The sequence below is a fragment of the Corynebacterium sp. HMSC074C03 genome (genome assembly GCF_001838285.1).
GTDB lineage: Bacteria > Actinomycetota > Actinomycetes > Mycobacteriales > Mycobacteriaceae > Corynebacterium > Corynebacterium amycolatum.
The window spans coordinates 149,879-173,318 of record NZ_KV836202.1 but is presented as its reverse complement, the minus strand read 5'-3'; the positions used below and the strand labels follow the sequence as shown (position 1 = coordinate 173,318).

The 23,440-nt window shown below is 56.5% G+C and carries 16 protein-coding genes and 2 pseudogenes; 12 read left to right on the top strand and 6 right to left on the bottom strand.

From position 1 onward, the window contains the following. The first annotated feature begins 16 nt into the window (after window positions 1–16). The 3 genes from HMPREF2847_RS04080 (at window position 17) to HMPREF2847_RS04070 (ending at window position 2,614) form a co-directional block, all read left to right on the top strand. Entirely contained in the window at window positions 17–244 is a 228-nt protein-coding gene (locus HMPREF2847_RS04080) for a hypothetical protein (RefSeq protein ID WP_048761551.1), read from the top strand. Window positions 245–357: 113 nt separating this feature from the next. After that, window positions 358–1,827 (top strand): decaprenylphosphoryl-beta-D-ribose oxidase, encoded by a 1,470-nt coding sequence (locus HMPREF2847_RS04075; RefSeq protein WP_005510894.1) that lies wholly within the window; start codon window positions 358–360, stop codon window positions 1,825–1,827. A gap of 25 nt (window positions 1,828–1,852) precedes the next feature. Continuing rightward, entirely contained in the window at window positions 1,853–2,614 is a 762-nt protein-coding gene (locus HMPREF2847_RS04070; protein WP_069359684.1) for a decaprenylphospho-beta-D-erythro-pentofuranosid-2-ulose 2-reductase, read from the top strand. 40 nt (window positions 2,615–2,654) lie between these two features. Here HMPREF2847_RS04070 and HMPREF2847_RS11925 read toward each other — a convergent pair. The 5 genes and pseudogenes from HMPREF2847_RS11925 to HMPREF2847_RS04050 form a co-directional block, all read right to left on the bottom strand. Further along, window positions 2,655–3,245, bottom strand: a pseudogene (locus tag HMPREF2847_RS11925) (ABC transporter ATP-binding protein); the annotation flags it as partial. Between the two features lie 365 nt (window positions 3,246–3,610). After that, window positions 3,611–4,022 (bottom strand): annotated as a pseudogene (locus tag HMPREF2847_RS11920) (ATP-binding cassette domain-containing protein); the annotation flags it as partial. 95 nt (window positions 4,023–4,117) lie between these two features. Further along, complete coding sequence (locus HMPREF2847_RS04060) at window positions 4,118–4,909, bottom strand: ABC transporter permease subunit (protein ID WP_070851612.1); 792 nt, start codon at window positions 4,907–4,909, stop codon at window positions 4,118–4,120. Further along, a complete protein-coding gene (locus tag HMPREF2847_RS04055) occupies window positions 4,906–5,853 on the bottom strand; it encodes an ABC transporter permease (protein WP_246821926.1) in 948 nt (315 codons plus the stop codon). The genes HMPREF2847_RS04060 and HMPREF2847_RS04055 overlap by 4 nt, the downstream gene beginning before the upstream one ends. A 1-nt stretch (window position 5,854) precedes the next feature. Next, complete coding sequence (locus tag HMPREF2847_RS04050; protein WP_070851610.1) at window positions 5,855–7,387, bottom strand: ABC transporter substrate-binding protein; 1,533 nt, start codon at window positions 7,385–7,387, stop codon at window positions 5,855–5,857. Window positions 7,388–7,551: 164 nt separating this feature from the next. On the opposite strand from HMPREF2847_RS04050, the gene HMPREF2847_RS04045 reads away from it, so the two are divergent. From HMPREF2847_RS04045 to HMPREF2847_RS04015, 8 genes are all read left to right on the top strand, one after another. After that, window positions 7,552–8,520: a TauD/TfdA family dioxygenase gene (locus HMPREF2847_RS04045; protein ID WP_070851609.1), complete on the top strand. Its 969-nt coding sequence runs from the start codon at window positions 7,552–7,554 to the stop codon at window positions 8,518–8,520. Continuing rightward, entirely contained in the window at window positions 8,517–9,509 is a 993-nt protein-coding gene (locus tag HMPREF2847_RS04040; RefSeq protein ID WP_046648446.1) for an ornithine cyclodeaminase, read from the top strand. Before HMPREF2847_RS04045 ends, HMPREF2847_RS04040 begins: the two co-directional genes overlap by 4 nt. Beyond that, complete coding sequence (locus tag HMPREF2847_RS11220) at window positions 9,503–10,891, top strand: alanine racemase (protein WP_076772194.1); 1,389 nt, start codon at window positions 9,503–9,505, stop codon at window positions 10,889–10,891. The genes HMPREF2847_RS04040 and HMPREF2847_RS11220 overlap by 7 nt, the downstream gene beginning before the upstream one ends. A gap of 18 nt (window positions 10,892–10,909) precedes the next feature. After that, window positions 10,910–11,971, top strand: a complete 1,062-nt coding sequence (locus HMPREF2847_RS04035; RefSeq protein ID WP_069359689.1) for a PLP-dependent cysteine synthase family protein — start codon at window positions 10,910–10,912, stop codon at window positions 11,969–11,971. Further along, on the top strand, window positions 11,887–13,407 hold the full coding sequence (locus HMPREF2847_RS04030) for an MATE family efflux transporter (protein WP_246817651.1): 1,521 nt from the start codon (window positions 11,887–11,889) through the stop codon (window positions 13,405–13,407). The genes HMPREF2847_RS04035 and HMPREF2847_RS04030 overlap by 85 nt, the downstream gene beginning before the upstream one ends. Before the next feature lie 74 nt (window positions 13,408–13,481). Continuing rightward, window positions 13,482–15,515, top strand: a complete 2,034-nt coding sequence (locus HMPREF2847_RS04025) for a galactan 5-O-arabinofuranosyltransferase (protein ID WP_070851608.1) — start codon at window positions 13,482–13,484, stop codon at window positions 15,513–15,515. Between the two features lie 132 nt (window positions 15,516–15,647). Continuing rightward, window positions 15,648–19,046 (top strand): arabinosyltransferase domain-containing protein, encoded by a 3,399-nt coding sequence (locus HMPREF2847_RS04020; RefSeq protein WP_070851607.1) that lies wholly within the window; start codon window positions 15,648–15,650, stop codon window positions 19,044–19,046. Window positions 19,047–19,086: 40 nt separating this feature from the next. After that, window positions 19,087–20,115, top strand: coding sequence for a TIGR00730 family Rossman fold protein (locus HMPREF2847_RS04015; protein ID WP_070851606.1), 1,029 nt, complete (start codon window positions 19,087–19,089; stop codon window positions 20,113–20,115). Window positions 20,116–20,142: 27 nt separating this feature from the next. On the opposite strand, the gene HMPREF2847_RS04010 is transcribed toward HMPREF2847_RS04015, so the two are convergent. Beyond that, complete coding sequence (locus HMPREF2847_RS04010) at window positions 20,143–21,132, bottom strand: glycoside hydrolase family 25 protein (protein WP_070851605.1); 990 nt, start codon at window positions 21,130–21,132, stop codon at window positions 20,143–20,145. 106 nt (window positions 21,133–21,238) lie between these two features. Between HMPREF2847_RS04010 and HMPREF2847_RS04005 the strand changes: the two genes are divergently transcribed. Further along, window positions 21,239–23,272 carry a M13 family metallopeptidase gene (locus tag HMPREF2847_RS04005; protein ID WP_070851604.1) on the top strand — a complete coding sequence of 678 codons (2,034 nt, stop codon included), beginning with the start codon at window positions 21,239–21,241 and terminating at the stop codon, window positions 23,270–23,272. The last annotated feature ends 168 nt before the right edge of the window (window positions 23,273–23,440 follow it).

Here is a 23,440-nt window from a genome sequence, read left to right as displayed (position 1 = left end):
GGGTAGCCTGTATCGCATGTTCGACTTTTTCAAGAAGAAGCCGCGCGAAACCATCAACATGGCCGCCGAGTACACCAACACCCCGCTGTCGAACCAGATGGTCATGCTGTTCGCCGAGGAACTGCCCATCCTCGACAGCGCAGAGCGCGCACAGGTCTACCGCGCACTCGAGGCCTACGACGGCCCGCAAATCACCTCGCAGGAAATGCTGCCGGAAGAGATCCGAAAAATTATGGATCTATAGCCCCTCCGTACATTTCGCTCGCTTTCCGACGGTCCGTGCGCGGCCTCAAGCGTGACCAACACCTCGGAGCGTCACGGGCGACGGAGCCGGTGCAAGGGGGTAGCCTAGCCTTGATGTCCACTAACACTAACGGCAAGTCCAGCACCGATGCTTCGAACGGTGCCTACGGAGCCGTACACACAGAAGCCAGGACCCTAACCGGTTGGGGTCGTACCGCCCCCGCTAAGTCCCAGGTGCTGTCGACGCCGGACTTGGATGAAATTGTTAACGCCGTCAAGGCTGTCGCAGACCAGAACTCCGACAAGCCTGCCCACCTGCGCCGCGGTGTGATTGCCCGCGGTATGGGCCGCTCCTACGGCGACCCCGCCCAGAACTCGGGCGGTCTTGTCATCGACATGCAGAAGCTCAACAAAATCCACTCCATTGACCAGGAGTCGGCGATTGTTGATGTCGACGGCGGTGTCACGCTGGACCAGCTGATGAAGGCCGCGCTGCCCTACGGCCTGTGGGTGCCGGTACTGCCGGGTACTCGCCAGGTCACCATCGGTGGTGCCATTGGCCCGGACATTCACGGTAAAAACCACCACTCCGCAGGTTCCTTCGGCAACCATGTGCTGTCGATGGAGCTGCTGGTCGCCGACGGTCGTATTCTGCATCTCGAGCCGGAGGGCTCCGCAGATGACCCGGACGGCAAGCTGTTCTGGGCAACTGTCGGCGGCATGGGCCTGACCGGCATTATTGTCCGCGCTCGGATCAAGATGACCAAGACCGAGACGGCGTACTTCATCGCCGATGGCGACATGACCCACACTCTGGACGAAACCATCGAGTTCCACTCCGATGGCTCCGAGGAGAACTTCACTTACTCCTCCGCGTGGTTCGATGCCATCTCGCCGGAGCCGAAGCTGGGACGCGCCGCAATCTCCCGCGGTTCGCTGGCAACCCTGGCTCAGCTGGAGGAATACGCCCCGAAGCTGGCCAAGGACCCGCTGAAGTTCAACGCTCCGCAGCTGGTGACCGTGCCGGATATCTTCCCGTCCTTCACCATGAACAAGCTGACCATGATCAGCATTGGTGAGCTGTGGTGGCTGAAGTCCGGTACCTACCGGAACCAGGTGCAGAACCTCACGCAGTTCTACCAGCCGCTGGATCTCATCGGTGAGTGGAACCGTGGCTATGGCTCCAAGGGCTTCCTGCAGTACCAGTTCGTTGTTCCGCGCGAGGCCGTCGAGCCGTTCAAGGAGATTGTCCGCGATATCCAGCGCTCCGGCCACTACTCGGCGCTGAATGTGTTCAAGCTGTTCGGCGAGGGTAATCGCGCTCCGCTGTCTTACCCGATGCCGGGTTGGAACGTCTGCGTGGACTTCCCGATTAAGCCGGGTCTCGGCCAGTTCCTGGACGACCTCGACCGTCGCGTCATGGAGTTCGGCGGCCGCCTCTACCTGGCCAAGGAGTCGCGCACTTCCGCCGCTAACTTCCACCAGATGTACCCCGAGATGCAGAGCTGGCTGGACACCCGCAACGAGATCGACCCGCACGGTGTCTTCGCCTCTGACATGTCGCGTCGACTGGAACTGCACTAAAAGAACCGAGAGGATTTAAGCCCCAATGATTAATGCTGTAGGCGCTGCCCAGTCCATCCTGCTGCTCGGCGGCACCAGTGAAATCGGCCTGGCTATTACCGCCGAGTTCCTGAAGAAGGGCCCGGCCAAGGTCATCCTGGCTTCCCTGCCGAACGATCCGCTGCGCGAGGCCTCCGCTGAGAAGATGAAGGCCGCCGGTGCTTCCGAGGTGGTCACCCTCGACTTCGACGCAACGGACTTCGACTCCCACCCGGAGGTCGTCGAGAAGGCATTTGCTGACGGCGACGTGGATATCTGCATCGTCGCGTTCGGCATGCTTGGCGACGCCGAGGAGCTCTGGCAGAACCAGCGCAAGGCGGTCCTGGCTGCGAACATCAACTACACCGGTGCGATGTCGATGGGTGTTCTGGTTGGTCAGAAGTTCAAGGCGCAGGGCCACGGCCAGTTCATTGCCATGTCCTCCGTTGCTGGTGAGCGCGTACGTCGCTCCAACTTTGTCTACGGTTCCACCAAGGCCGGCCTGGATGGTTTCTACCTGAACCTGGGTGAGGCCCTGGAGGAGTACGGCGTCAAGACCCTGGTTATCCGCCCGGGCCAGGTCCGTACCCGTATGTCCGCTGACGTGGACGAGGCGCCACTGACTGTGAATAAGGAAGATGTCGCCAAGCTCGCGGTGAAGTCCGTCGAGGCCGGCAAGACCCTGGTCTGGGCTCCGCCAGCATTCCAGCTGGTGATGATGGTGCTGAAGCACATTCCGCGCCCGATCTTCAAGAAGCTGCCTATTTAAGGTCTGGAGGGGCCAAGGCCCGAATAGCAGGGCTTTGGTCTCAACCCACAGCTGCAGTTCCAATTGGGATAACCGTGGAGCAATACGATTGCAGCAGCTCATCATCGTGACTGACTAGAACTATGCCCATTCCCTCGCTGTTGAGTTCTTGCAGAACGCTCATCACTTTGGTCGCTGCTTGATAATCAAGCGCCGAGGTAATTTCATCGCAGAGCAGGAGCTTTGGGCGCACGGCTAGAGCACGTGCGATTGCAACACGCTGCCTCTGCCCTCCAGAGAGTCCACTTGGCTTACGCTGTGCGAGCTGCTTATCGATACCGACTTTATCGAGTAAATCTATTGCCGCTCGGCGTGCGTCACGGCGTCCCCTTACCGACACCCGGGCTGCACGCGCTACGGCATCGAGCGCGGTCATTTTCGGGTTCAACGTAGAGGCAGGATCCTGCGGAACTATCTGCATCATCAAACGATTCTTCCGTGGCCATGTACGCTTAGCTTCACGAGTTACACCAGCACATTCAATCTCACCCGACTCTGCGTGGTTTAGCCCGATTAGGCACCGAAGTAGTGTCGACTTTCCGCTTCCCGACGGTCCCTTGACCCCAACCATAGTGCCACGCTGTACAGCGAAAGAGAGGCCCTGAAAAAGAGTCACGCGTTCATTATTCACGCAGCTCAGGTTGGAAACTCTTAAGACTGGAGACGCGCCCGCCCCTGCCCCCGCCCCCGGCATAGATTCACCAATCGAGGCTTTGGAGAGTTCTGTGACCTGGATGCCTTTCGTTACTGAACGCGGGCTGTGGCCAGAAGTCGTCTCTACACTCTGGCGTTCCACGCGCTGGGTGATCGAATCGCTTTTTTCCGTTCCATTCCCGACAGCCACGACCGAGTCAATGCAAATCGCAAGCTTAGGAACCTGGTGGGCGGTGAAAATGACCGTAACGCCACTATCCGCGAGGCCTCTTAGCAGATGAGCGATTACCGTCGAAGTATCGGAGTCAAGGCCGGCGAAGGGCTCATCAAGAGCGATGGCTTCAGGCGAACGCGATAGTGCCCGAGCCAGTGCCACCCGTCGCTGCTGTCCACCAGAAAGCTGGTGAATACGTCGGGAAGCAATGCTGGCTGGAAGATCTACACGCTGCAGCAACGCTGCAACGTCGGTCGCTGGAGCTAGCTCCCGGAGCATCCGGGCTACTGACATCAATGGTGGCAACTCGGCGCCCGGATCCTGTCCTACGAAAGCAATGTGCTCACGGCGAAAATGAGCTAATTCACATGATGAAAGCTCCAGCGGGTTTACGTCTCGCCACTCACTGGACTCGACAGAAACCTCACCAATTACTTCCGATCTCTCCGGTACCGCACCAATCAATGCCTTTAAAAGTGAGGTCTTCCCGGAGCCGCTCACCCCAGTTAAAACCGTAATTTCACCCGCTCGGGCAGTGAGCACTGTGCGGGGTAGGATAACGTGCCGACCTTGCCTCACGGAAATATCTACATCAATCACGAGATAGACACATCCTTCAATTCCTTCTGGTCCCCATTAATTAGTGCCACTACAGCAATCGATGTCGCAGCCAATGCAGCAGCCGGTGCAAGCACTGACCACGGGTTAAGAGATATTCCGCTTGCGTTGTCACGCACCATCGCTGACCAAGCGAATTCACCTAAACTTCTCCCGACCCCAAGGAAACTCGCTGTTGCCAGAACATACAGTGCCTCGATAATGCGAAGACTCCACACCGAACGAAGTACAGCCGAAATATTGGGAATGATGTCCCGAAAAATTATCGAGACGGTCGTTGCGCCACTGCCCTGTGCAGCCTGAACATAGCCAGCGCTAGCAACGGGATAGGTTGCGGCAGCGACTACGCGGGCGGCGTATGGAGTACCGACTGCGACAGAAACGCTGATAAGTAAAGGCAATCCTCCATTGGGATATAACACAGCGGTTAAAAGCAAAAGAATTACCGCCGGCACCAAGATCGTGGCATCCGCCACTGCTTCAATAAAGAAACCCAGTTTTGGCCTTAGCGCCCCCAAGATACCGAGTAGGGTGCCAAATACCGTGGTTAAAGAACCGACGATTATTGCAGTTACGACCAAGGACTGGCCGCCAACAAGCACCGCAGCGCCCACACTTCTCCCCAGGTGTTCTGTTCCTAGGAAGCCCTCCTCGTTACCGTTAGCGAAGGGCACGCCATGCGCCGACAGTTCAATGCCAAACAAACCAGCAGCGACCGGTCCGCCTAACACTAGGGCGATAAAGGCCCCCGCTAAAAACCTTCGAATCATAGTTGCACCTTCGGGGTGAATGCGACTTTTATTGCATCTGCCACAGTCAGCAACACCAATATGATCGCCCCTGTTACAGCAAGTACGGCAAGAATCACCGAGATATCCCGTTGCGCGACTGCATTAGACACCAAAAGCCCCACTCCAGGATGGTTAAATAACGCTTCGACTGTGACTGTCCCTGCTACCAAAACACCTGCTGTTGTAGCCATTGAAGTAGCAAATGTCGGTGCGGATAGCGGCAGGATATGTCGAAGTGCCAGCTGATTTCCCACGATTCCGTTTAGCTCAGCATTGCGGACCGCAGTGTTGTGAGAAGCATCCTCGAACGCTGCGAAAAGCATTCTCGAATTCCAGGCCGCCTGAGGAATTACCAGCGCCATAACCGGTAATGCGTACATACTTATCTGGGTTGGCAAGCCTTCCGCGGTGATAGTGACCGCGGGAAACCAACCAAGCCAGAGAGAGAATACCGCTACCAGAAACACACCAACGACAAACTCTGGTAGCGCAATTAATGCCACTGTCGATCGGTCAATAATGTGCGAAATCCAGGGTTTTTCAGCACGTGAAGCCCAAAAAATGGCGATTGCTACCGAAAGAACAGCAGTGACTAAAAATGCCATACCAGTTGTTGCCAGCGTCACAGGCAGCGCTGAACTCAGCAGATTAATAATCGGTACTCCGTTTACGGAAGTACCAAAGTCGCCCGCAAACGCACTTCCCAGCCAGCTCAGGAAGCGGGCCATAAGCGGCTTATCAAGATTCAGGTTTCTTTCTAGCGCTGCCAGAGCTTCCGGGGTCCGGTTTGCGCCCAAGATTGCGGAGGCAGCATTACCGGGCAGTCGATCAATCGCTACAAAAACAAGTCCGAGAACTGCGAAAAGTAAGCCTCCACGAATTATCAGCCGAGGAATAAGCCAACGCGCGATTTCCGCTGACACACTAAGCCTTCTTGACAGTTTCAAGGAGGACACGACCATAGCCTGGAGCCTTAGGCAGACCACTCAAATTCGCTCTCGCAAGATCGACGCCGTCGGATGCACCCCAGACCAGATACCCGGATCGCTCGAACTCAATCTTCTGCAGCTGGCGGCTTAGCTGGTTAATTCTCTCAGTATCGGTGCTTTCCAGTACCTGGTCATAGATCTCGTTGAATTCAGCATCATCAAATGCGGTCTCATTAGAGGCCGCGTCACCGTCGAGAACCTTCCCGGCGAAGAAGAGCACGGAATCGTTAGTTCCCCAATAGCCACAATATAGGTCTGCCTTGGTCCATGTCTCGTCGTAGAAAGTACCCGAATCCTGCTCCACTACATTGAGAGTCATGCCGATTTCTTTCACCTGATTAGCGATAACCTTCATCGCCTCTACTTGACCCGGAGCCTCAGGGGTAACGTACAAGTCATACGTTTTCTCAAGGTCAAAATCTGCCTCTTGGAGGAGATTCTTCGCTTTCACAACGTCACGCTTACGCACTAACGAAGAATCCAGGTTCGAATCTGCCGTTCCAAGAATGTCGTTTGCAGGGGTTCCATAACCGGAGAGAGCTCGTTGGATGATTTGCTCCCGATCAACTGCAAGGCGCAGCGCCTGACGAACTCTCACATCTGAGAAAGGCCCATCTGAGGTACGCATGATTAGTGGAATAACCGAGTCATTCATCCGGCGCACAATCTTTATATCTTCATTTCCTTCGACGGATCGGGCCGCAATAGGACCCGCAGCTTGAGCTAAGTCAATTTGCCCGGACAACAGCGCATTAGTCATTGCGGTGGAGTCTTCAAATGGAATGACATGGACCTCAGCAACTCCTGCTACTGTTCCGTGATAGTTATCGAAACGCTTGAGCTTAGCAGAACCATTTTCCCAACTGACCAGCTGGAACGGCCCCGATCCAATGGGCTTTTCAGCAGAAGAACCCTTCTTCATCACGAAGGTCATCAATCGCGCAAGCATCGGAAGCTGTGAATTCGGTTCCGCAGTTTCCATCACAACGACGTTGGCTCCAGCAGCACGAATGCTATCAGGCATCACTGGAAGCCGGAATGAGTTTTCCTCATCCGAAAGCATCTTCTTCAACGACCACACGACATCTTCAGATGTGACCGAGGAACCATCATGGAAGGTAGCACCGTCGGCAATCATAAATTCCCACTCAGTCGGATTATTCTGTTTCCATTCCTGCATCAGGCGTGGCACTACAGTTTCTTTCTCGCCCGGCACCGTCAGAGCCTCCCAGATCAGGGAGCTAATAAGCATATCTGAATCATTAGGCAAAAGCTGGTAAGGGTCTCGTTGAGCGCTTGCCGCTTTCCCGAGAGCCCCAACACGCAGCACATTAACGTTTTCGACTTCATCCCCACTGGCAGCCCCATCCCCTGCCGTCGACTCTCGTGACGTACACGCCGTCAGAAAAGTGCCTGTCCCAATAACTGCCATTGCAGCGAGGAATTGGCGTCGAGAAAAATTGGTCATGATGGTTCCTTAATCTCTAAGAAAGACTGCCCACAGGAGAAAAGACATTACTAACAACTACAGCAGCAGTAAAGCTTAGGCAAGCCTACTAACGAAATTCTTTTAAGAATAATTATCTAGGTCACCCTTTACAGCATAGGTTACCCTCACCTAATCTCTTTGTCATGCAGAATTTGCACCTGAGCCAAGAACTCTCACACAGGATCGTTAAAGCTGCCGACGAACTGGCTGCGACACAGAAGATTAGCTCTCCCGACTCGTACAATGCCATCAATCATCTTTTGACTGATGAGCTGGAGGAACTGAAAGAACTAATTCTGCTCTCCCCTACTGCCCATGCCACTTCCATCCATGGACTTCCCTTCCCTGCAGTTCACGGACCTACCCCAGCCACGTGGCAGGAATGCGTTGGCAAGGTCCGAACCTGGAGATTCGTTCTTGCGATTATCGCTAGCGCTGTCGGTCGCCCATTCGGATGGTTCGGACAGCAGAAAGGCCGTATCACCACAGACTTGGTGCCGACCCGCGGCCAGGAGAACCAGCAAGTTGGCGCCAGCAGCAACACCACATTGACTCTGCACACGGAAGATGCTTTTCATCCGCGGCGCGCGACGCACTTCGCTTTATTTGGTCTTCGTAACCCCAAAAATGTCGGCACTACGCTGGCCCCCATCGATGAAGCATGGCATCTACTCGATGTAGATTCGAAAAAAATTCTAACCGGGGACGGAGCCATCATTATTCCAGATGCATCTTACGGTGATTACGAATATGCAGCTCCTACTGCCATGACATCAATCTGGAAAACTGATGGCAATTTAGGCATGAGGTTTGACCCCGCCTACACAGACAAAAATTCTGGAACCTTACAGTGGTGGGAGGCATTTGAGAAGCTTCAACAGGCTCTTCACACTGTCACCTATACGGTGCCTATAAAGCCAGGTCAGATGGTCATCATCAACAATGACCGATGCGCCCACGGACGAGTACCTTTCGTAGCCAACTACGACGGGACCGACCGCTGGATGCTACGCATCAACATTATGGGAACCAAAAACACACGCCCCATCAATGAAATCAACGAACCCGGCTACGGCCAACACATCCGATTTATGGATGGTGAAATCCTATGAAACAGCGAACTAACCTGACCGTCCTCAGCAGATCAGAATTAGCTCAAATAAAAATTTCACCCGAGTCCGTACTCGAGTCGGTGAAATCCGCTCTCATCGAGCTCGACCAGCCAGGAACTCTGTGCCCAGGGAAAATCAAAGTTGAAGTACCTGAAAGCGTGAGTTACTCGATGGTCGGCAGAAGTCGTTCTTCAAATTCCGTCGGATTCAAGACTTCCTATACCCATTGGAGCAAAACTCACCAACAAAGCGCCAGGGATAGAAGCTATTACACGACCCTCACACTGTACGACGATTCCAGCGGATATCCTATTGCACTTCTCGACGGCGCTGCGGCAGGAACTCTCAGAACCCCGGCAGTCTCAGCGCTATTGGCACAGTATGCTGGTGCAATTCCTCAGAGCGCTCTCATCATCGGTTCGGGAACCCAAGGACAAAACGCAGCCCCTTTTCTCCTTGAAACCTTTGAAACATTAAACACGATTTATCTCGCCGGCAGCCACAGCGTGGGACTAGAGAAAGGCGCCAAGATTGCATCAACAGCAGCAGTGAAGCTTGGCCGAAAAATAAGAATCAAGATTGTAGACGATCCTACAACTGTGAGTTCAAACTGTGATCTCATTATCGGGGCCGCTGGACCTGAGACTCGTTGTACTGTCACAGCATCCGATATTCCCCGGCACGCAACCGTCGTTGTTGTGGGCTACGGAATCGCCCCTGATATCTGTCATCAAGCGAGCAGAGTCATCACGACGAGTATCGAACAGATGAATGTTACCGGTCGCGATTACGCTGACACCGATGGTCGGTTGCCGAATGTCCATGCCGAACTATCCGATTTGCTCCGCAAAGGGCGCAAACTGCCTCGTATTGACGAAACTACGTTTTGCTATAACAGCGGACTAGTTCTAACCGATATCGCTGTCGGCCAAATCCTCGCCAAGGAAGGTCTTAAGCAGGGATTCGGGACGGAGATATCCCTGTGGTAAGTGCCATATCATGCAAGATTGATGTTCCAAGCTGGCAAACGGCTCTGATTGGCTCAGGGAAACTTGACTTCATTGCTGAGCTTTCCGACACCCCTTTTCATGTCCTTTGCCCAAACCAATTTGCTCAAACACTTTCAGCCTGGCATACAACCGCTAAGGAAGTCGGCATTAAATTCGGTATCCGGTTTGGCAAAAAGGCAAATAAGTCCGCGCACTTCAGTCGCGAGATAGCACTGAGTGCTCTTCGTGGTTTCGACAGTGGAATCGATGTCGCCAGCGTCGAAGAGTTCCAATCATCTCTGGCCGCTGGTGTACCAGGAAATAAATTAATCATTACTGGTGCTACACCGAGTCGAGAACTTATCCATTTGGCAGTTTGCCACGATGCAACTCTAACGATTTCCAATGAAGTAGATTCAAGAATAATTTCCCAATTTGTCGACGAAATCGATACGCCTAATCAGCTCCGAGTTCTTCTCCGGATTGCGAACCAAACCCCCTCCACACGGTTTGGTATGAGCATCGATACCGCCTTGTCTCTAACCGCTCGTCTTAGCCAAGGCCGTGCCAACATCGAAATTACCGGCCTAAGTTTCCACTGCAACGGTTATGACCTCCACGAGAGGATAAACATGTCGCATCTGGCAATCGACACCCTACTCAAGGTGCGCTCCCTGTCTCCACGGGCCGACACTATTTCCATTGGAGGTGGATTTCCCACAAGCTCAGTCGAGTATGGAGTCTGGCGAAACCTGCAATCTCGACTAAAAAACGAAATGTTCATAGATTCGGATAAACCTAAAGACCAATATCCGTTCGGATCACCTTTATCCGGACAATACTCACTACGGTTTATAGCTAATCAACATCGCCCACTGACACGTCGAGATATGGAGTCCACTCGACGCAGCTCGGACTCCATGGCTCAGCGCGCTCATCGTCACAACATAAAGATTTTGGCAGAGCCTGGACGGTCTTTATGCCAGTTCGCGGGTGCTAGTTTCTTTCCTGTTCTTTCGTGTCACGCATTGCCCAATGCTGCACGGACAGTAACTGTCGTACGTGGAACTAGTCTCAGCCTCTCAGAGCAATGGTTCAACTCGGAGTATTATCCGGACCCATACCTTGTGCGTAACGGAGTCATTATCGACTCGGGAGTAGCTACCGCAACAGCAGTTTCCGGATCAACGTGCTTAGACAGCGATTATCTCAGCAAAAGAATGATTCAACTCCCCGACAGGCCTCGACCTGGAGATTTCCTAGTCTATCCCGACACAGCCGGGTATCAAATGGACTCGAACGAGTCTGCTTTCCACGGATATCGGATTCCTCAGAAATACGCCTTTAATCCTGTCACCATGACCATCACGGAAGATCGCTAGAACAGAGGCCAAATAAAGATGCCAAAAAGAATTTATACGCAGATGTCTCAACTCATTGGCAATACTCCTCTGTTCGAGCTTGTCTGTACTCCCCAGAAAAGTCGCGTTTTGCTTAAGCTCGAGCAATTCAACCCAACTGGAAGTGCGAAAATCCGGATGGCCCAGTCGATGATTAAGGCGGCAGAGCAGGATAACCGACTTCAAGAGCATGGCACTATCGTTGAATCGACTTCCGGTAATACTGGACAGGGCTTAGCACTTCTTGCACTTGAGCGCGGATACGACTTCGTAGCAGTCGTCGATAATCATTCTTGTAAAGATAAATTGAACTCCATGCGTGCAATGAATGCACAGATGTGCTTCGTTTCCAATCAAGATGACGATTCGCTCGCCACATCGGCTAGAGAAAACCATGCTGAGGAGCTCAGCAAACAACACGGCTGGGTATTCATGAAGCAGCACGACAATGTTGCAAATTCAATGGGTTATTACCCTGCAGCTGATGAAATTTTGAATGATCTCGGAGCAAGTCCATCTCATATCATCAGTGCTGTAGGCACAGGTGGAAGTCTCTTTGGAGTTACTGAACGTCTCCATCAATTGGGACACCGTCCCACTATTATAGGCGTCGAACCGGAAGGTTCCATTGCATTCGGTGCTCCTGGACACGACTATTGGCAATCTGGAACGGGCACCCCCGAAGGTGCAGTTATCGGCACTTCGGTTCGCTACGACTTACTCGACTACGGAGCAAAGGTATCCGACAAGGCAGCTTTCGCTGCATGTCGGGCGATCGCAAAGCATACGGGACTTCTACTGGGAGGATCTGCCGGTGGAGCCGTAGTGGCAGCCCTCGAGCTCCTACCGAGCTTTCCCGCTGGTTCTACATCATTGACCATGGTGTGCGATGGAGGGGAAAAGTATCTAGATACCGTGTTCAACGATGAGTGGATGGCCGAACGCGATTTGCTCGATGTAGCTCTCGAGTCCAAAATTTGGGAACAAGTTATGTCATTGCGCGCTGGGGAAAGCCCAATTTCGCTAAATTCAACACGAGTTTCATGGTCGAAGGAAAAGTAGTGCCCGGAGCTACCTCTCAGAAACTAAACCGCCAGATTTTGGCGTTGTCTCTTCCCCTTGCCGGCACACAGCTTGCGAATATCGCAATTTCAACCACCGACACTTTCATGATGGGCCAACTTAGCCTCGGGGCTCTTGCTGGCGGAGGTTTGGCAGTTGTGTGGTTTAACCAGATACGCACAATGGCCGTGGGCCTATTAACACCGCTGGGCAATAGAATTGCGTCGGCTCATTCACTCTACGAAAGCAAATCTCGCGAGCGAGCGGACTCCGAACTATCTGCCGCTACGCTGCAACGCGAAATTCGCAACCTCTCACGCACCGGCTGGCTATTAGCAACTGTCAGCGGTCTAGTGGGAGCACTGGTTCTGATGGCGATTGCCTACGCCCTACCGTTTTTCGGCCAGTCCGCTGAGATTAGTTCCGCAGCCACTTCCATGATGTGGTTGCTCGCGCCAGGTCTTGTTCCTTGTTTGTGGTTCCAAGTCTCCCGTCAGTTTTGTGTAGGCCTCGGCAAACCAAAATCTCTACTGCACATCACCGTGGCGATGATTGTAGTGAATGCAGCATTGAACTACGCACTCGGTTTCGGGTTCGGGCCTATTCCTGCATTGGGGCTGCTAGGTATTGGACTGTCCACCACACTGGTTCATTTATTGTCGGCCCTAATTTACCTGCGAATCACCATCCGAGATCCCGACCTCTCAACTTTTCTTGCCCTCGATTTCTGGAGTGCCGACAGAGACACGATGCACGGAAGGCTCCGTCACCTCGTCCGCACTCAGCTTCGTCTGGGGCTTCCAGTCTCAGCAACCTACGGAGCCGAAGCGGGCATGTTTTCTGTGCTGGCGATGGTCATGGGATCCTTTGGCACAGAAGCACTCGCAGCGCACAACGTCGTCTATCAAATAACCTTTATTGTTTTCCAGATTGGTGTTGGGTTCTCCCACGGCAGCTCTATTCTTGTGAGTCGCGCTTGGGGTCTGAATGACAACTCCCTTGCACGCCAAGTCGGCATTCGAACTCAAACGATGATGGCTGCCATCGTTGCTGTTGCTTCCGTCAGCTTTCTTTGCGCTCCCCGCCTCGTACTTTCCCCATTTATAAACAGCTCCGAGAAATCCAATGCCACCGAGACATTAAGCATCGCATTGGGGTTGTTGGCTATTGGCGCAGTGATGGAATTTGTCGATACTGCACAAAACATAGCTATCGGTCTCCTGCGCGGGATTAGCGACACCACTACTGGTTTGAAGGCATCCCTCACTGGTTATTGGATTATAGGTTTGCCAGCTGCTTTAATACTTGCTTTTCCCATCGGTCTAGGGCCTCACGGGGTGTGGTGGGGATTGGTCATCGGGCTTGCCAGTTCTTCAATAATCCTTTGGAGAGCTTTCCTTCTCGCGACGCGTAAAGACCTTACCGTGAAACTCTAAAGAACTCGTCCCTCAAAGCGATATCCACGTCGCAGGTATCCGGTCGTTCACGTTCGTGTGCAACACTTAAAAGCATGGTTGACAAGCAGGCCGACACCTCATCATGCAGCGAAGCCCAACAGGCTTCGCCAGCTTTTGACGAAACTACAGAGTTTTCCACAAACCGGCTCGCAGGCGAGTTCACCGACGAAGATCGCTACGAGATCTTCAATGATGACCAGCTCTCCCTCAAGGCTGCCTTCCTCTACCTGGTCGCAGCGCTTGTGGGCGGTTCGGTTATCGCTCTGGCGTCCTGGTTTGTGTTCCACCGCCTGTCGCTGCCGGCCTTCGGCGGCTCGCAGCTGACCAGGGCGGTCGCAACAGCGCTGATTGTCATCACGCTGACGCTCACCACCGTCCTGCTGTATTTCTTCGCCACCAAGGGCAAAGACAATCGCCCCCGGTGGCTAACGTGGTTGACGTACCTGATGGCTTACATGTCACCGGCCATTCTGGTGGTCTCTGCCGTCGGCCTGCCGCTGGGCTCGACCAAGCTGTGGCTGGACGGCCTTTCTGTCGACCAGGAGTTCCGCACTGAATACCTCACCAGGATGGCCGCGGAGCCTGGCCTGCATGACATGTCGTACATCGACATCCCGTCTTTCTACCCCGCTGGTTGGTTCTTCCTGGGCGGACGCCTGGCCAATATCCTGGGCATTGCCGGCTGGGAGGTCTTCCAGCCCTGGGCGTTGATGACACTCGCCGCTGCTGGCTGTGTTTTGGTTCCGGTGTGGCAACGCCTGAGTGGCTCCCTGCCAGTAGCCACTGGCATTGCGCTGACAACCACGGCCGTCGCCCTGGCCACTGTCGCCGATGAGCCCTACGCCGCAGTCGTTGCTATGGGTCTTCCGGCGATGACCGTGATGGCCTGGCGCGGTCTCACCGGCGCTTGGTCCGCCATGTTTGGCGTGCTCGTCTTCCTGGGTATTTCTGCGACTTTCTACACTCTTTACACTGCCGTAGGCGCGCTTATTGTGGTCGTGTTGGCCGTGGTCGCGTGGACGTCGTCAAGCTCGTGGATGCCTGTAGTGCGCCTGATCATAATGGGCGTGGGATCGATGCTGATTGCGGCGACGGTGTGGGGTCCGTACATGCTGGCGGTTGCGACGGGGGCACCGCGCTCGGGCGCGACAGCGACGCATTACCTGCCGCCGGAGGGCGCGCAGCTGCCTTTGCCGATGCTCGCTGCCAGCGTGATCGGTGTGCTGTGTTTCATCGGCGTCGTGCGCATGCTGGTCAGCGCCACAGAGCCGGATGCGCGCGCGCTCGGCCTGGGCACGCTGGTGCTCTACGGCTGGGTAGTGGCCTCGATGGTGGCGACATTGCTCGGACGCACGCTGCTGGGGTTTCGCCTCACCGCACCGATTACGTTCATGTTAATCGCGGCTGGTGTGGTCGCGCTTGCCGACGCCCGTCTCAACGGCATCGAGAAGTACTGGCCGCAAGCGGCACCAGCTCACATTGCCAAGCGTGTTTCCGCGGTAATGGCGGCAGTCTTGTTGCTGGCGGGCATTGGCTACGCACAGTCGATTCCGAATAAGTTGCATGGCGCCATCGACTTGGCGCATACCGACACCGACGGTAACGGCGAGCGCGCGGACCGCTTCCCACCGAATGCCGGGGCGTGGTACTCAGCGGTGGACCAAACGCTGAAGGAGGCTGGGCTCGATCCGGCCCAGACAGTGGTGCTGACGGATGAGAAGAATTTCCAGGCACTCTATCCCTGGTACGGATTCCAGGCACTGACCAGCCACTACGCTAACCCTCTGGGTGAGTTTGACCGCCGTAATCAGGCGTTGGAGGAATGGTCGGAGATTCGCGACCCCGATGAGCTCGTGCAGACAATGGACGAAACGCCGTGGCGCGGACCAGATGCCATTGTGCTGCGGGGCGAAGTTGAGACGCCTGATGGCGAGGATGCCGCTCCGCTGACGTTGGACATCGCGGATGATATCTATCCGAACAATCCGAATGTGGTCTTCCGGAGCCTGAATTTTGCCCGCTCTGCATTTGAGAAGCACTGGGAGCTAAACCAGGTCGGCCCGTTTGTAGTGGCGGTTCGCAAATAGGTGTTGGCAAGTAGATACTGGGCGGCTACCCCCTGCCGCAAACGTGATTCCTGTTACTAATGTGGAAACTGTGATGTAGCTTTCGCGTTGCAAACTCAAAGAAAAAGGCCAATTACCGTAGTATCTTTCCTTGTGACTGCCGAAACTAAAGAAATCAAAGAAAGTGTCGACGGTTCACCCGAAGTGACCATCGACCGCGTGGAGAGACCGCCTATGGACGGCCCCTCTCCTACGACACTGACTCGTTGGACAGCGATTATCGCTGGAATCGTCGGTTTCATTTGCTTTGTCATCACACCGTTCCTCCCGGTCGTGAATACTCAGTCCTCCGTGTCTTGGCCTCAGCGCGACACACTGAACTCAGTGGATGCGCCACTCATGGCGCAGGCACCGTTGGACCTGAGCGTCGATTTGCCTCTGTCGCTGACGGATGAACTTTCCGACAAGCGGACAACCCTGTTGTCGACTATCCCGCCGACCGCGGATAAGCCGACCAAACGGGGCTTGATGGTGCGTTCGGGCAAGGACGGCCTCGACGTCATTCTGCGCGATAGCGTGGTGATGAGCCTGGATAAGAAGGAGCTTGCCAGCAACAAGGGCAAGATCCTGGAGATCCGCTCAAACGAGCATGAGACCACCGTCAACATCGACGGCGCCAAGAACTCAGATGGTGAGAAGCTCACCGCCATCGCACACGGCGATTACCGTCCGCAGGTCACCGGTATCTACACTGACCTGCCCGCTGACGGCGACGCGGCCAAGGCCGTAGCCGATGGACTCGATGTCCACATGAACATCGACTCCCGCTACACCTCACACCCGACAGTGGTGAAGTACATCGTCATGTACTTGGGTCTGCTTCTGACGCTGGCTTCTCTGGTCGCGTTAGCTCGCATTGACCGTATCGACGGTTCCTCCTTCACTCCGCTGTTCAAGCGCGGTGCGTTGAAGCCGACTCCGCTGGACATCCTGGTTGGCACGATTTTGGTTGTTTGGCACTTCATCGGTGGCAACACTTCCGATGACGGTTACATCTTCACCATGGCGCGCGTCTCCGACGAGTCGGGCTACATGGCGAACTACTACCGTTGGTTCGGCGCTCCTGAGTCACCGTTCGGCAGCCCCTACTACGACCTGCTGTCGCTGATGGTGAAGGTGTCCACCTCGTCTCTGTGGATGCGACTTCCTGCGCTGCTGTCCGCACTGCTGGTGTGGTTCATTATTTCCCGAATGGTTATCCCGCGCCTCGGCGAGAAGATTGCCCAGCGCCGGGTGGCCTACTGGTCTGCTGCTGGTGTGCTGTTGGCCTTCTGGCTGCCGTACAACAACGGACTGCGCCCGGAGCCGGTCATTGCTCTGGGATCCCTGCTGACCTGGGTATTTATCGAGCGCGCAATTCTAACTCGACGCCTGCTGCCAGCTGCAGTCGCAGTGGTTATCGCCACGCTGGCACTGGGCTCGGGCCCAACGGGCCTAATGGCAGTTGCTGCCCTGCTCGCAGGCATCCCGATGCTGGTGCGCATTGTCGTTGAGCGCCATAAGGCTCTCGATGGTGGTTGGCAGGCCCCACTGATGCAGATTGCACCATTCCTGGCCGCGGGCACCGCCATCTTGGTCGGTGTCTTCGGCGACCAGACTTTGGCCACGGTCCGCGAGTCCATTCGCGTCCGCAGCATCATCGGCCCGTCGGAGCCTTGGTACAACGAGTACGTCCGCTACTACTGGCTGGTGCTGCAGTCGGTCGACGGCGCGTTCCCGCGTCGTTTCCCGGTTCTGATTGCACTGGCGTGCTTGAGCATCACGATTGCCGCGCTGCTTCGTCACCGCACCGTTCCGGGGGCTCTGGCCGGTCCGTCGGCACGCCTGGTGTTCATGTTCATCGGCACCATGTTCTTCCTGACCTTCACGCCGACAAAGTGGACGCACCACTTCGGCGTGTACGCGGGCATCGCGGCTTCCCTGGCAGCACTTGCCGCTATGGCCATTAGCCATTGGGTAGCAGGTAACCCGCGCAACCAGCTGTTCTTTGCCGGTGGTTTCACCTTCATCCTTGCCTTCTCGCTGATGGGTATTAACGGCTGGTGGTATGTGTCGTCCTACGGTGTGCCGTGGTTCGACAAGACCATTCAGTTGCGCGGCCACCAGCTGGGTTCAGCAGTATTGGCTCTGGCCTTGCTACTGCTGCTGGCTGGTGCAGTAATGAACTTTGTCCAGGAGTTCCGTGCCAAGCCGAAGTCGCAGGAAAAGTCGGCACGCGCGCGCCGCATCAATGCAGTTGCATCGTCCCCGATTGCGGTGACGACACTGTTGGTGACGATGTTCATGGTGGCTTCGCTGGGCAAGGGCGCAGTATCGCAGTACCCGGCCTACTCGGTCGCCGCGGGTAATATCCGCTCCTTGGCTGGTCAGACATGTAATCTGGCGAGCGATGTGCTGATGGAAACCGATCCGAACGATGGCTTCCTGAATACCGTCGATGGCAAGCCGCTAGCGGAATCGCTGCGCGGTGGCGGCAAGAGCCGTGGCTTCGAACCGAACGGCGTCCCGTCAAACATGAAGGCCGAAGCTGTGGACACCAGCCAGAGCCAGGCAAGTACTGCCGACACTGATGATCAATCTTCTGATCCGGAAGCCACAGTTGAGGGCGGTTCCGCGTCGGGCACCGACGGCGGTAAGCGCGCCGACAAGGGTGTCAACGGCTCGCAGGTCGAGCTGCCATTTGGCTTGAATCCGGATAAGGTGCCGGTGCTTGGCTCCTACTCCGAGGACATTCAGCGTCCGGCAAGCCTGGAAACTTCCTGGTTCCAGCTGCCTGAGATTGACGAGGACCACCCGCTACTCGTCGTATCGGCGGCCGGCCGTATCTTCCACCACGACATCAACGGTGTTGCTCAGCCGGGTCGCAAGCTGGTGGCACAGTACGGTCGCAAGGGCGGCGATGAGGACGGCTTCGAGGTCCTCTCCGAGTCGGAGCCGATTGATATCGGCCCTGCTCCGACCTGGCGTAACCTGCGCTTCCTGACCGAGGAGATCCCAGAGGGAGCCACCGCTGTGCGACTGGTCGCGGAGGACAATGATGTCTCCGAGGACCAGTGGCTGGCGCTGACCCCGCCTCGCCTGGCCGAACTGCAGTCGATGACCGATGTCATCTCACCGGAAACTGCGACTATCCCGGACTGGCCGGTTGCCTTCCAGTTCCCGTGCCAGCGTCCGTTCGACCACTACGCCGGTGTCGCGGAACTTCCGGAGTACCGCATCACTCCCGACCGTGGTCTGAAGGTCGTCGGCGCAGATGTCTGGCAGTCGGTCGATGGCGGTGGTCCGCTCGGATTCTCCGACGCTGTGAATGAGGCTACGTCCGTACCGACTTACCTCAAGAACGACTGGCGCCGCGACTGGGGTTCCGTCGAGAAGCTCTCGCCGCGTCCGAATAAAGACAAGGTCAAGCCGGATGTCGCCGAAATTGAGTATGAAGATATCACTCGCTCGGGTCTATACTCGCCCGGGAAGATGATTGTGAAGGATCCCTAGGCGAAAGAGCCTCGGCGCTTCCTTCACCTAAGGAGCCCGAGTGACTGCACAAACCCGTTCCATCGTTGTCGCCGCAATGGTTGTGACTGACCCGGTGGGGCGGGTTTTGTGCGTTCGTAAGCGGGGTACGGATACGTTCATGCTGCCCGGCGGCAAGTTCGAGCCGGGTGAGTCCGTCGATAACCCGGAGGTCACTGCCGCGCGCGAGGTCTCCGAGGAGCTCGGCGTGGACATCGAGCTATCGCAACTGCGTCCGTGGAATATCGCCCGCGCAGCCGCCGCCAACGAGGCGGGCTTCGAGGTCGTCGGCCACCATGTGCGCTATGTCGGAGAGTTCACCGATGAGCTGGCGAACGTTCAGCCCCATGCCGAGATTGAAGAGGTCCGCTGGCTCGACCCCTGGCTGCCGACCGGGAAAATCGCCCCTATGCTGGCCGAGACCACTCTGCCGAAGCTCCGCGAAGAGCTGCCGCAGCTTGCCGCTGGCCGTGAACAGCCACAGCGCGCACTGTCGTCACTAACTGTTTTCTGCGGCTCCGGCTTCGGCAACGATCCCGCTTGGCGCGTCACCGCCGAACGTCTCGGCCAGACACTCGCGAAAAATCGGGTGGAGCTCGTCTACGGTGGCGCGGCGATTGGTCTTATGGGCACGGTTGCTAACGCAGCGCTTGACGACGGCGGCAGTGTCACAGGTGTCATCCCCGAGGTCCTGGTCAAGAAGGAAATTGCCCATCCGCGGCTGACTCACCTGGAAACTGTTGCGACTATGGCCGATCGAAAGTCGCGCATGTATGAGCTCGGCGATGCTTTTGTTGCACTCCCCGGCGGTGCGGGCACGCTGGAAGAGTTCTTCGAGGTGTGGACCCAGCAGCACCTGGGGATTCATGCCAAGCCAGTGGCGTTGCTGGGACCTTCAGGCTTCTGGGAGCCCCTGTTGGCGCTCCTGCGCAAAGTTGTGGATGCGGGCTTTGTGCGGCCGGAGCTTCTCGATGCGCTTATCGTCGTCGACGACGTCGACAAGCTCCTGCCTGCGTTGATTGCGTGGCGTGCGGGGCGGACGAAGTTTTAGCCTGCCCCCAGGCCCCACAACACACTGCTAGTGAGCAGCAGCCAGCTGCTGCAGCTCAGCTTCGGTGCCGTTGAAGACATCCTCATCCACGAGGGTCGGGATGCCATCGACGCGGCCGGTGGAGGAACGCTGCCAGAAGGCCATGCTCTCCCAACCGCCCGGCAGCGAGGTCGGAGCGCTGTCTTCGTAGGCGGCGAGCCACAGCGGGTAGTCGGTGAAGTCGGTCGAGTTACCCATCGGGTTCTGCCAGAACCAACGGTAGGTGTAAATCATCGGGGTTTCGCCGGTCTTTTCCTCAACGCGCTCGAGGAAGTCCTTGGTCCACTTCTGCAGCTGGGTTGGGTTGAGGCCATTGTCCAGCTCGATGTCAAGCACAGGCGGCAGTGTCTTGTCTGTGGAGATTTGTTCATCGCGCTGCTGCAGTGCTTCTACGTACTGGTCAGCCTGCGCGGTTGCGGAACGATCCGGGTGTGCCTTGTGGTAGCTGCCCACGTACAGACCGGCCTTCGCGGCGGCGATGGAGTCCTCGAGGAAGTACTTCTGGTCACCTTCGACACCGTCGGTGGCCTTGATGAAAGCGAACTTCTGGCCGCTGGCTGCGACCTCGTCCCATTTCAGCGCGACACCACCTGGGCGCTGCCACTTGGAGACGTCCACACCGGTCGGCCCCATGTGGAAGCCGGTGCGCGCCGAGTTCGACGATGCATTCTCGGCGGATTGAGATTCAGCGCTCGACTCAGAGTTAGTGGACGAACCGTTGGCATCAGAGCCCTGCGGCTCCTGAGCATCCGACGCAAGCGGCGCATCGGTGATGCTCGGTGATTCGGTCAAAAAGTCGAGCGACCCCTTGGAATCAGCAGCGGACGGGTTGGAGTGTGCAGATGCGTCCTGGGGTTGCGCGTCAGCCGGTGCAATAACACCCAAGGTCAGCGGCGCAACGGCCACGATACTTGCCAAAGTGGCGCGGCCCGGGCGTCGCTTCAGCACCGCGGTCGCGGAAAGTGGAAGAAATTTCATGGTTTGCACCTTACCCCCTAAACCTCTTCCGCCCCATTCGTAAGCCTAAACCTATCCCGCCCCTCCAGTCACAGCTTCAATCCGCCCTTGCCCCTAGACTGGCGGCATGACAAATAGCACTAATACTGAGACCCAGTCCGCAACGTCCCAATTCTCAACGACTTCTCGCCCACAGGATGACCTCTACTTGGCCACCAACGGTGAGTGGATTAGCAATCATGTCATCCCGGCTGACCGCCCCATCGATGGCGCCTTTTACAAGCTGAGGGATGAGGCGGAGGAAAACGTCCGCGAGCTCATCACCACTGCCGCCGATGCGGATCCGAATTCCCGCGTCGCTCGCTTGTACAACTCTTTTATGGACGAAGCCGCTATTAATGACGCCGGCGCTGCTCCGCTCGCGCAGGATTTAGAAATGATTGCCTCCGCCGAGAACGCGCATGAGCTGGCGTTGGCGCTCGGCCGCCTCGACCGCCTCGGTGTCGGTGGTGCGCTCGGGTACTGGGTGGAAAAGGATTCCGGCTCTGACCTAGATGCTCTCTACCTGCTGCAGTCGGGCCTCGGCCTCCCGGATGAGGCTTACTACCGCGAGCCTGGTCACGCCGACACTCTCGCCGCCTATGAGCAGCATGTTGCCGCTATGTTGAAGCTCCTCTCCTCGCATGACGACGGCACGGGAGACCTCTCCACTGCACTTGCTGCATTCGAGTTGGTAGACCCGGCCGCTGCGGCGGCGCGCATCGTGGCTTTTGAAAAGCGCATTGCCGCTGGTCACTGGAATGTGGTCGATACCCGCGACGCACTGAAGACCTATAACAAGACCGCTATTGCTGATCTCCCCACCGGCTTCCCGGTCGCGGAATGGCTCGCGGCTACCGGCGTGAATGAGACGAACCAGACTGCCATCGACACCATCGTGGTGATGATGCCGTCGTACTTCGAGCACTTGAGCAAGCTGTGGCAGGACACTGACCTGGCAGATCTGCGCCTGTGGGCGCTGTGGCGCGTTCTCCACCAGCGTGCTGCCTACCTGTCGGATGACTTCTCTGCGGAGAGCTTTAACTTCTACGGCCGCACCCTGCAGGGGTCGACCGAGCAGCGTGCACGCTGGAAGCGTGGTGTTGCCTTTGCCGACGGGGCGGTTGGACATGACGTCGGCAAGCTGTATGTGGAAAAGCACTTCCCACCGGAGTACAAGGAGCAGGTCCTGGAACTGGTGGACTACCTGCTGGCGGCGTACCGGGAGCGCATTTCGGAGCTGCCGTGGATGACGAAGGCGACGCAAGAGCGGGCGCTGGAGAAGCTGTCGTTGTTTAAGGCCAAGATTGGCTACCCAGAGCGCTGGCGTGATTACTCGGCGATGGAGCTCGGGGATTCACTGATGGAAAATGCTCGTTCTGCCAGTGCTTTTGCACATGATTATGAGGTAACAAAGCTAGGCACTCCGGCCGATCGCGATGAGTGGCATGGCACTCCGCAGACGGTCAACGCCTTCTACAATCCGGTGGTCAATGACATCACGTTCCCGGCTGCGATTTTGCAGTCGCCGTTCTTCTCACCGGACGCTTCCCCGGCGGAGAACTTCGGTGGCATCGGTGCCGTTATTGGTCACGAGATTGGGCATGGTTTCGATGACCAAGGCTCGCAGTATGACGGGCACGGCAACCTCCACCAGTGGTGGACCGATGAGGATCGCGCAGCTTTTGAGAACCTGACCGCCGCACTGGTGGATCAGTACGAGGGACTGGTGCCGCAGGCACTGCGCGAGCAGTCCGAGGAGGGCGCTGACCTACCCGGTGTCAACGGTCGCTTCACCCTGGGCGAGAACATCGGTGACTTGGGCGGGCTCGGCATTGCCGTCGTCGCTTTCCGCCGATTCCTCGCTGCCCGCGGTGAAGAACTTGGACTGGAGGACACCCCAGAGACCTACCGTGACCTGTTCAAGCAGTGGGCACTGGTCTGGCGATCTAAGATTCGCCCGGAGTTCGCGCGTCAGCTGCTTGCCATCGACCCGCACTCACCAGCGGAGTTCCGCTGCAACGTCATTGCCAGCAACATCGATGAGTTCCATGAGGCCTTCGACACTTCAGCGGGCGACGGCATGTGGCGTGAGCCGAATGAGCGCGTGAATATCTGGTAATTCTGCGAGAACCCAACCTGCGCTGCGTTCCCCTCCGACACCTTCGGGGGTCCTCCGATGCCCTCCGACACCCTCCGGGGAAAGCCAACGCCTCACCGTTTACTACAAATGCAAAAGCTGACTTTTTGTTTTTGCAAACATGGAACTAAAATCACAGGTGAGGCGCAC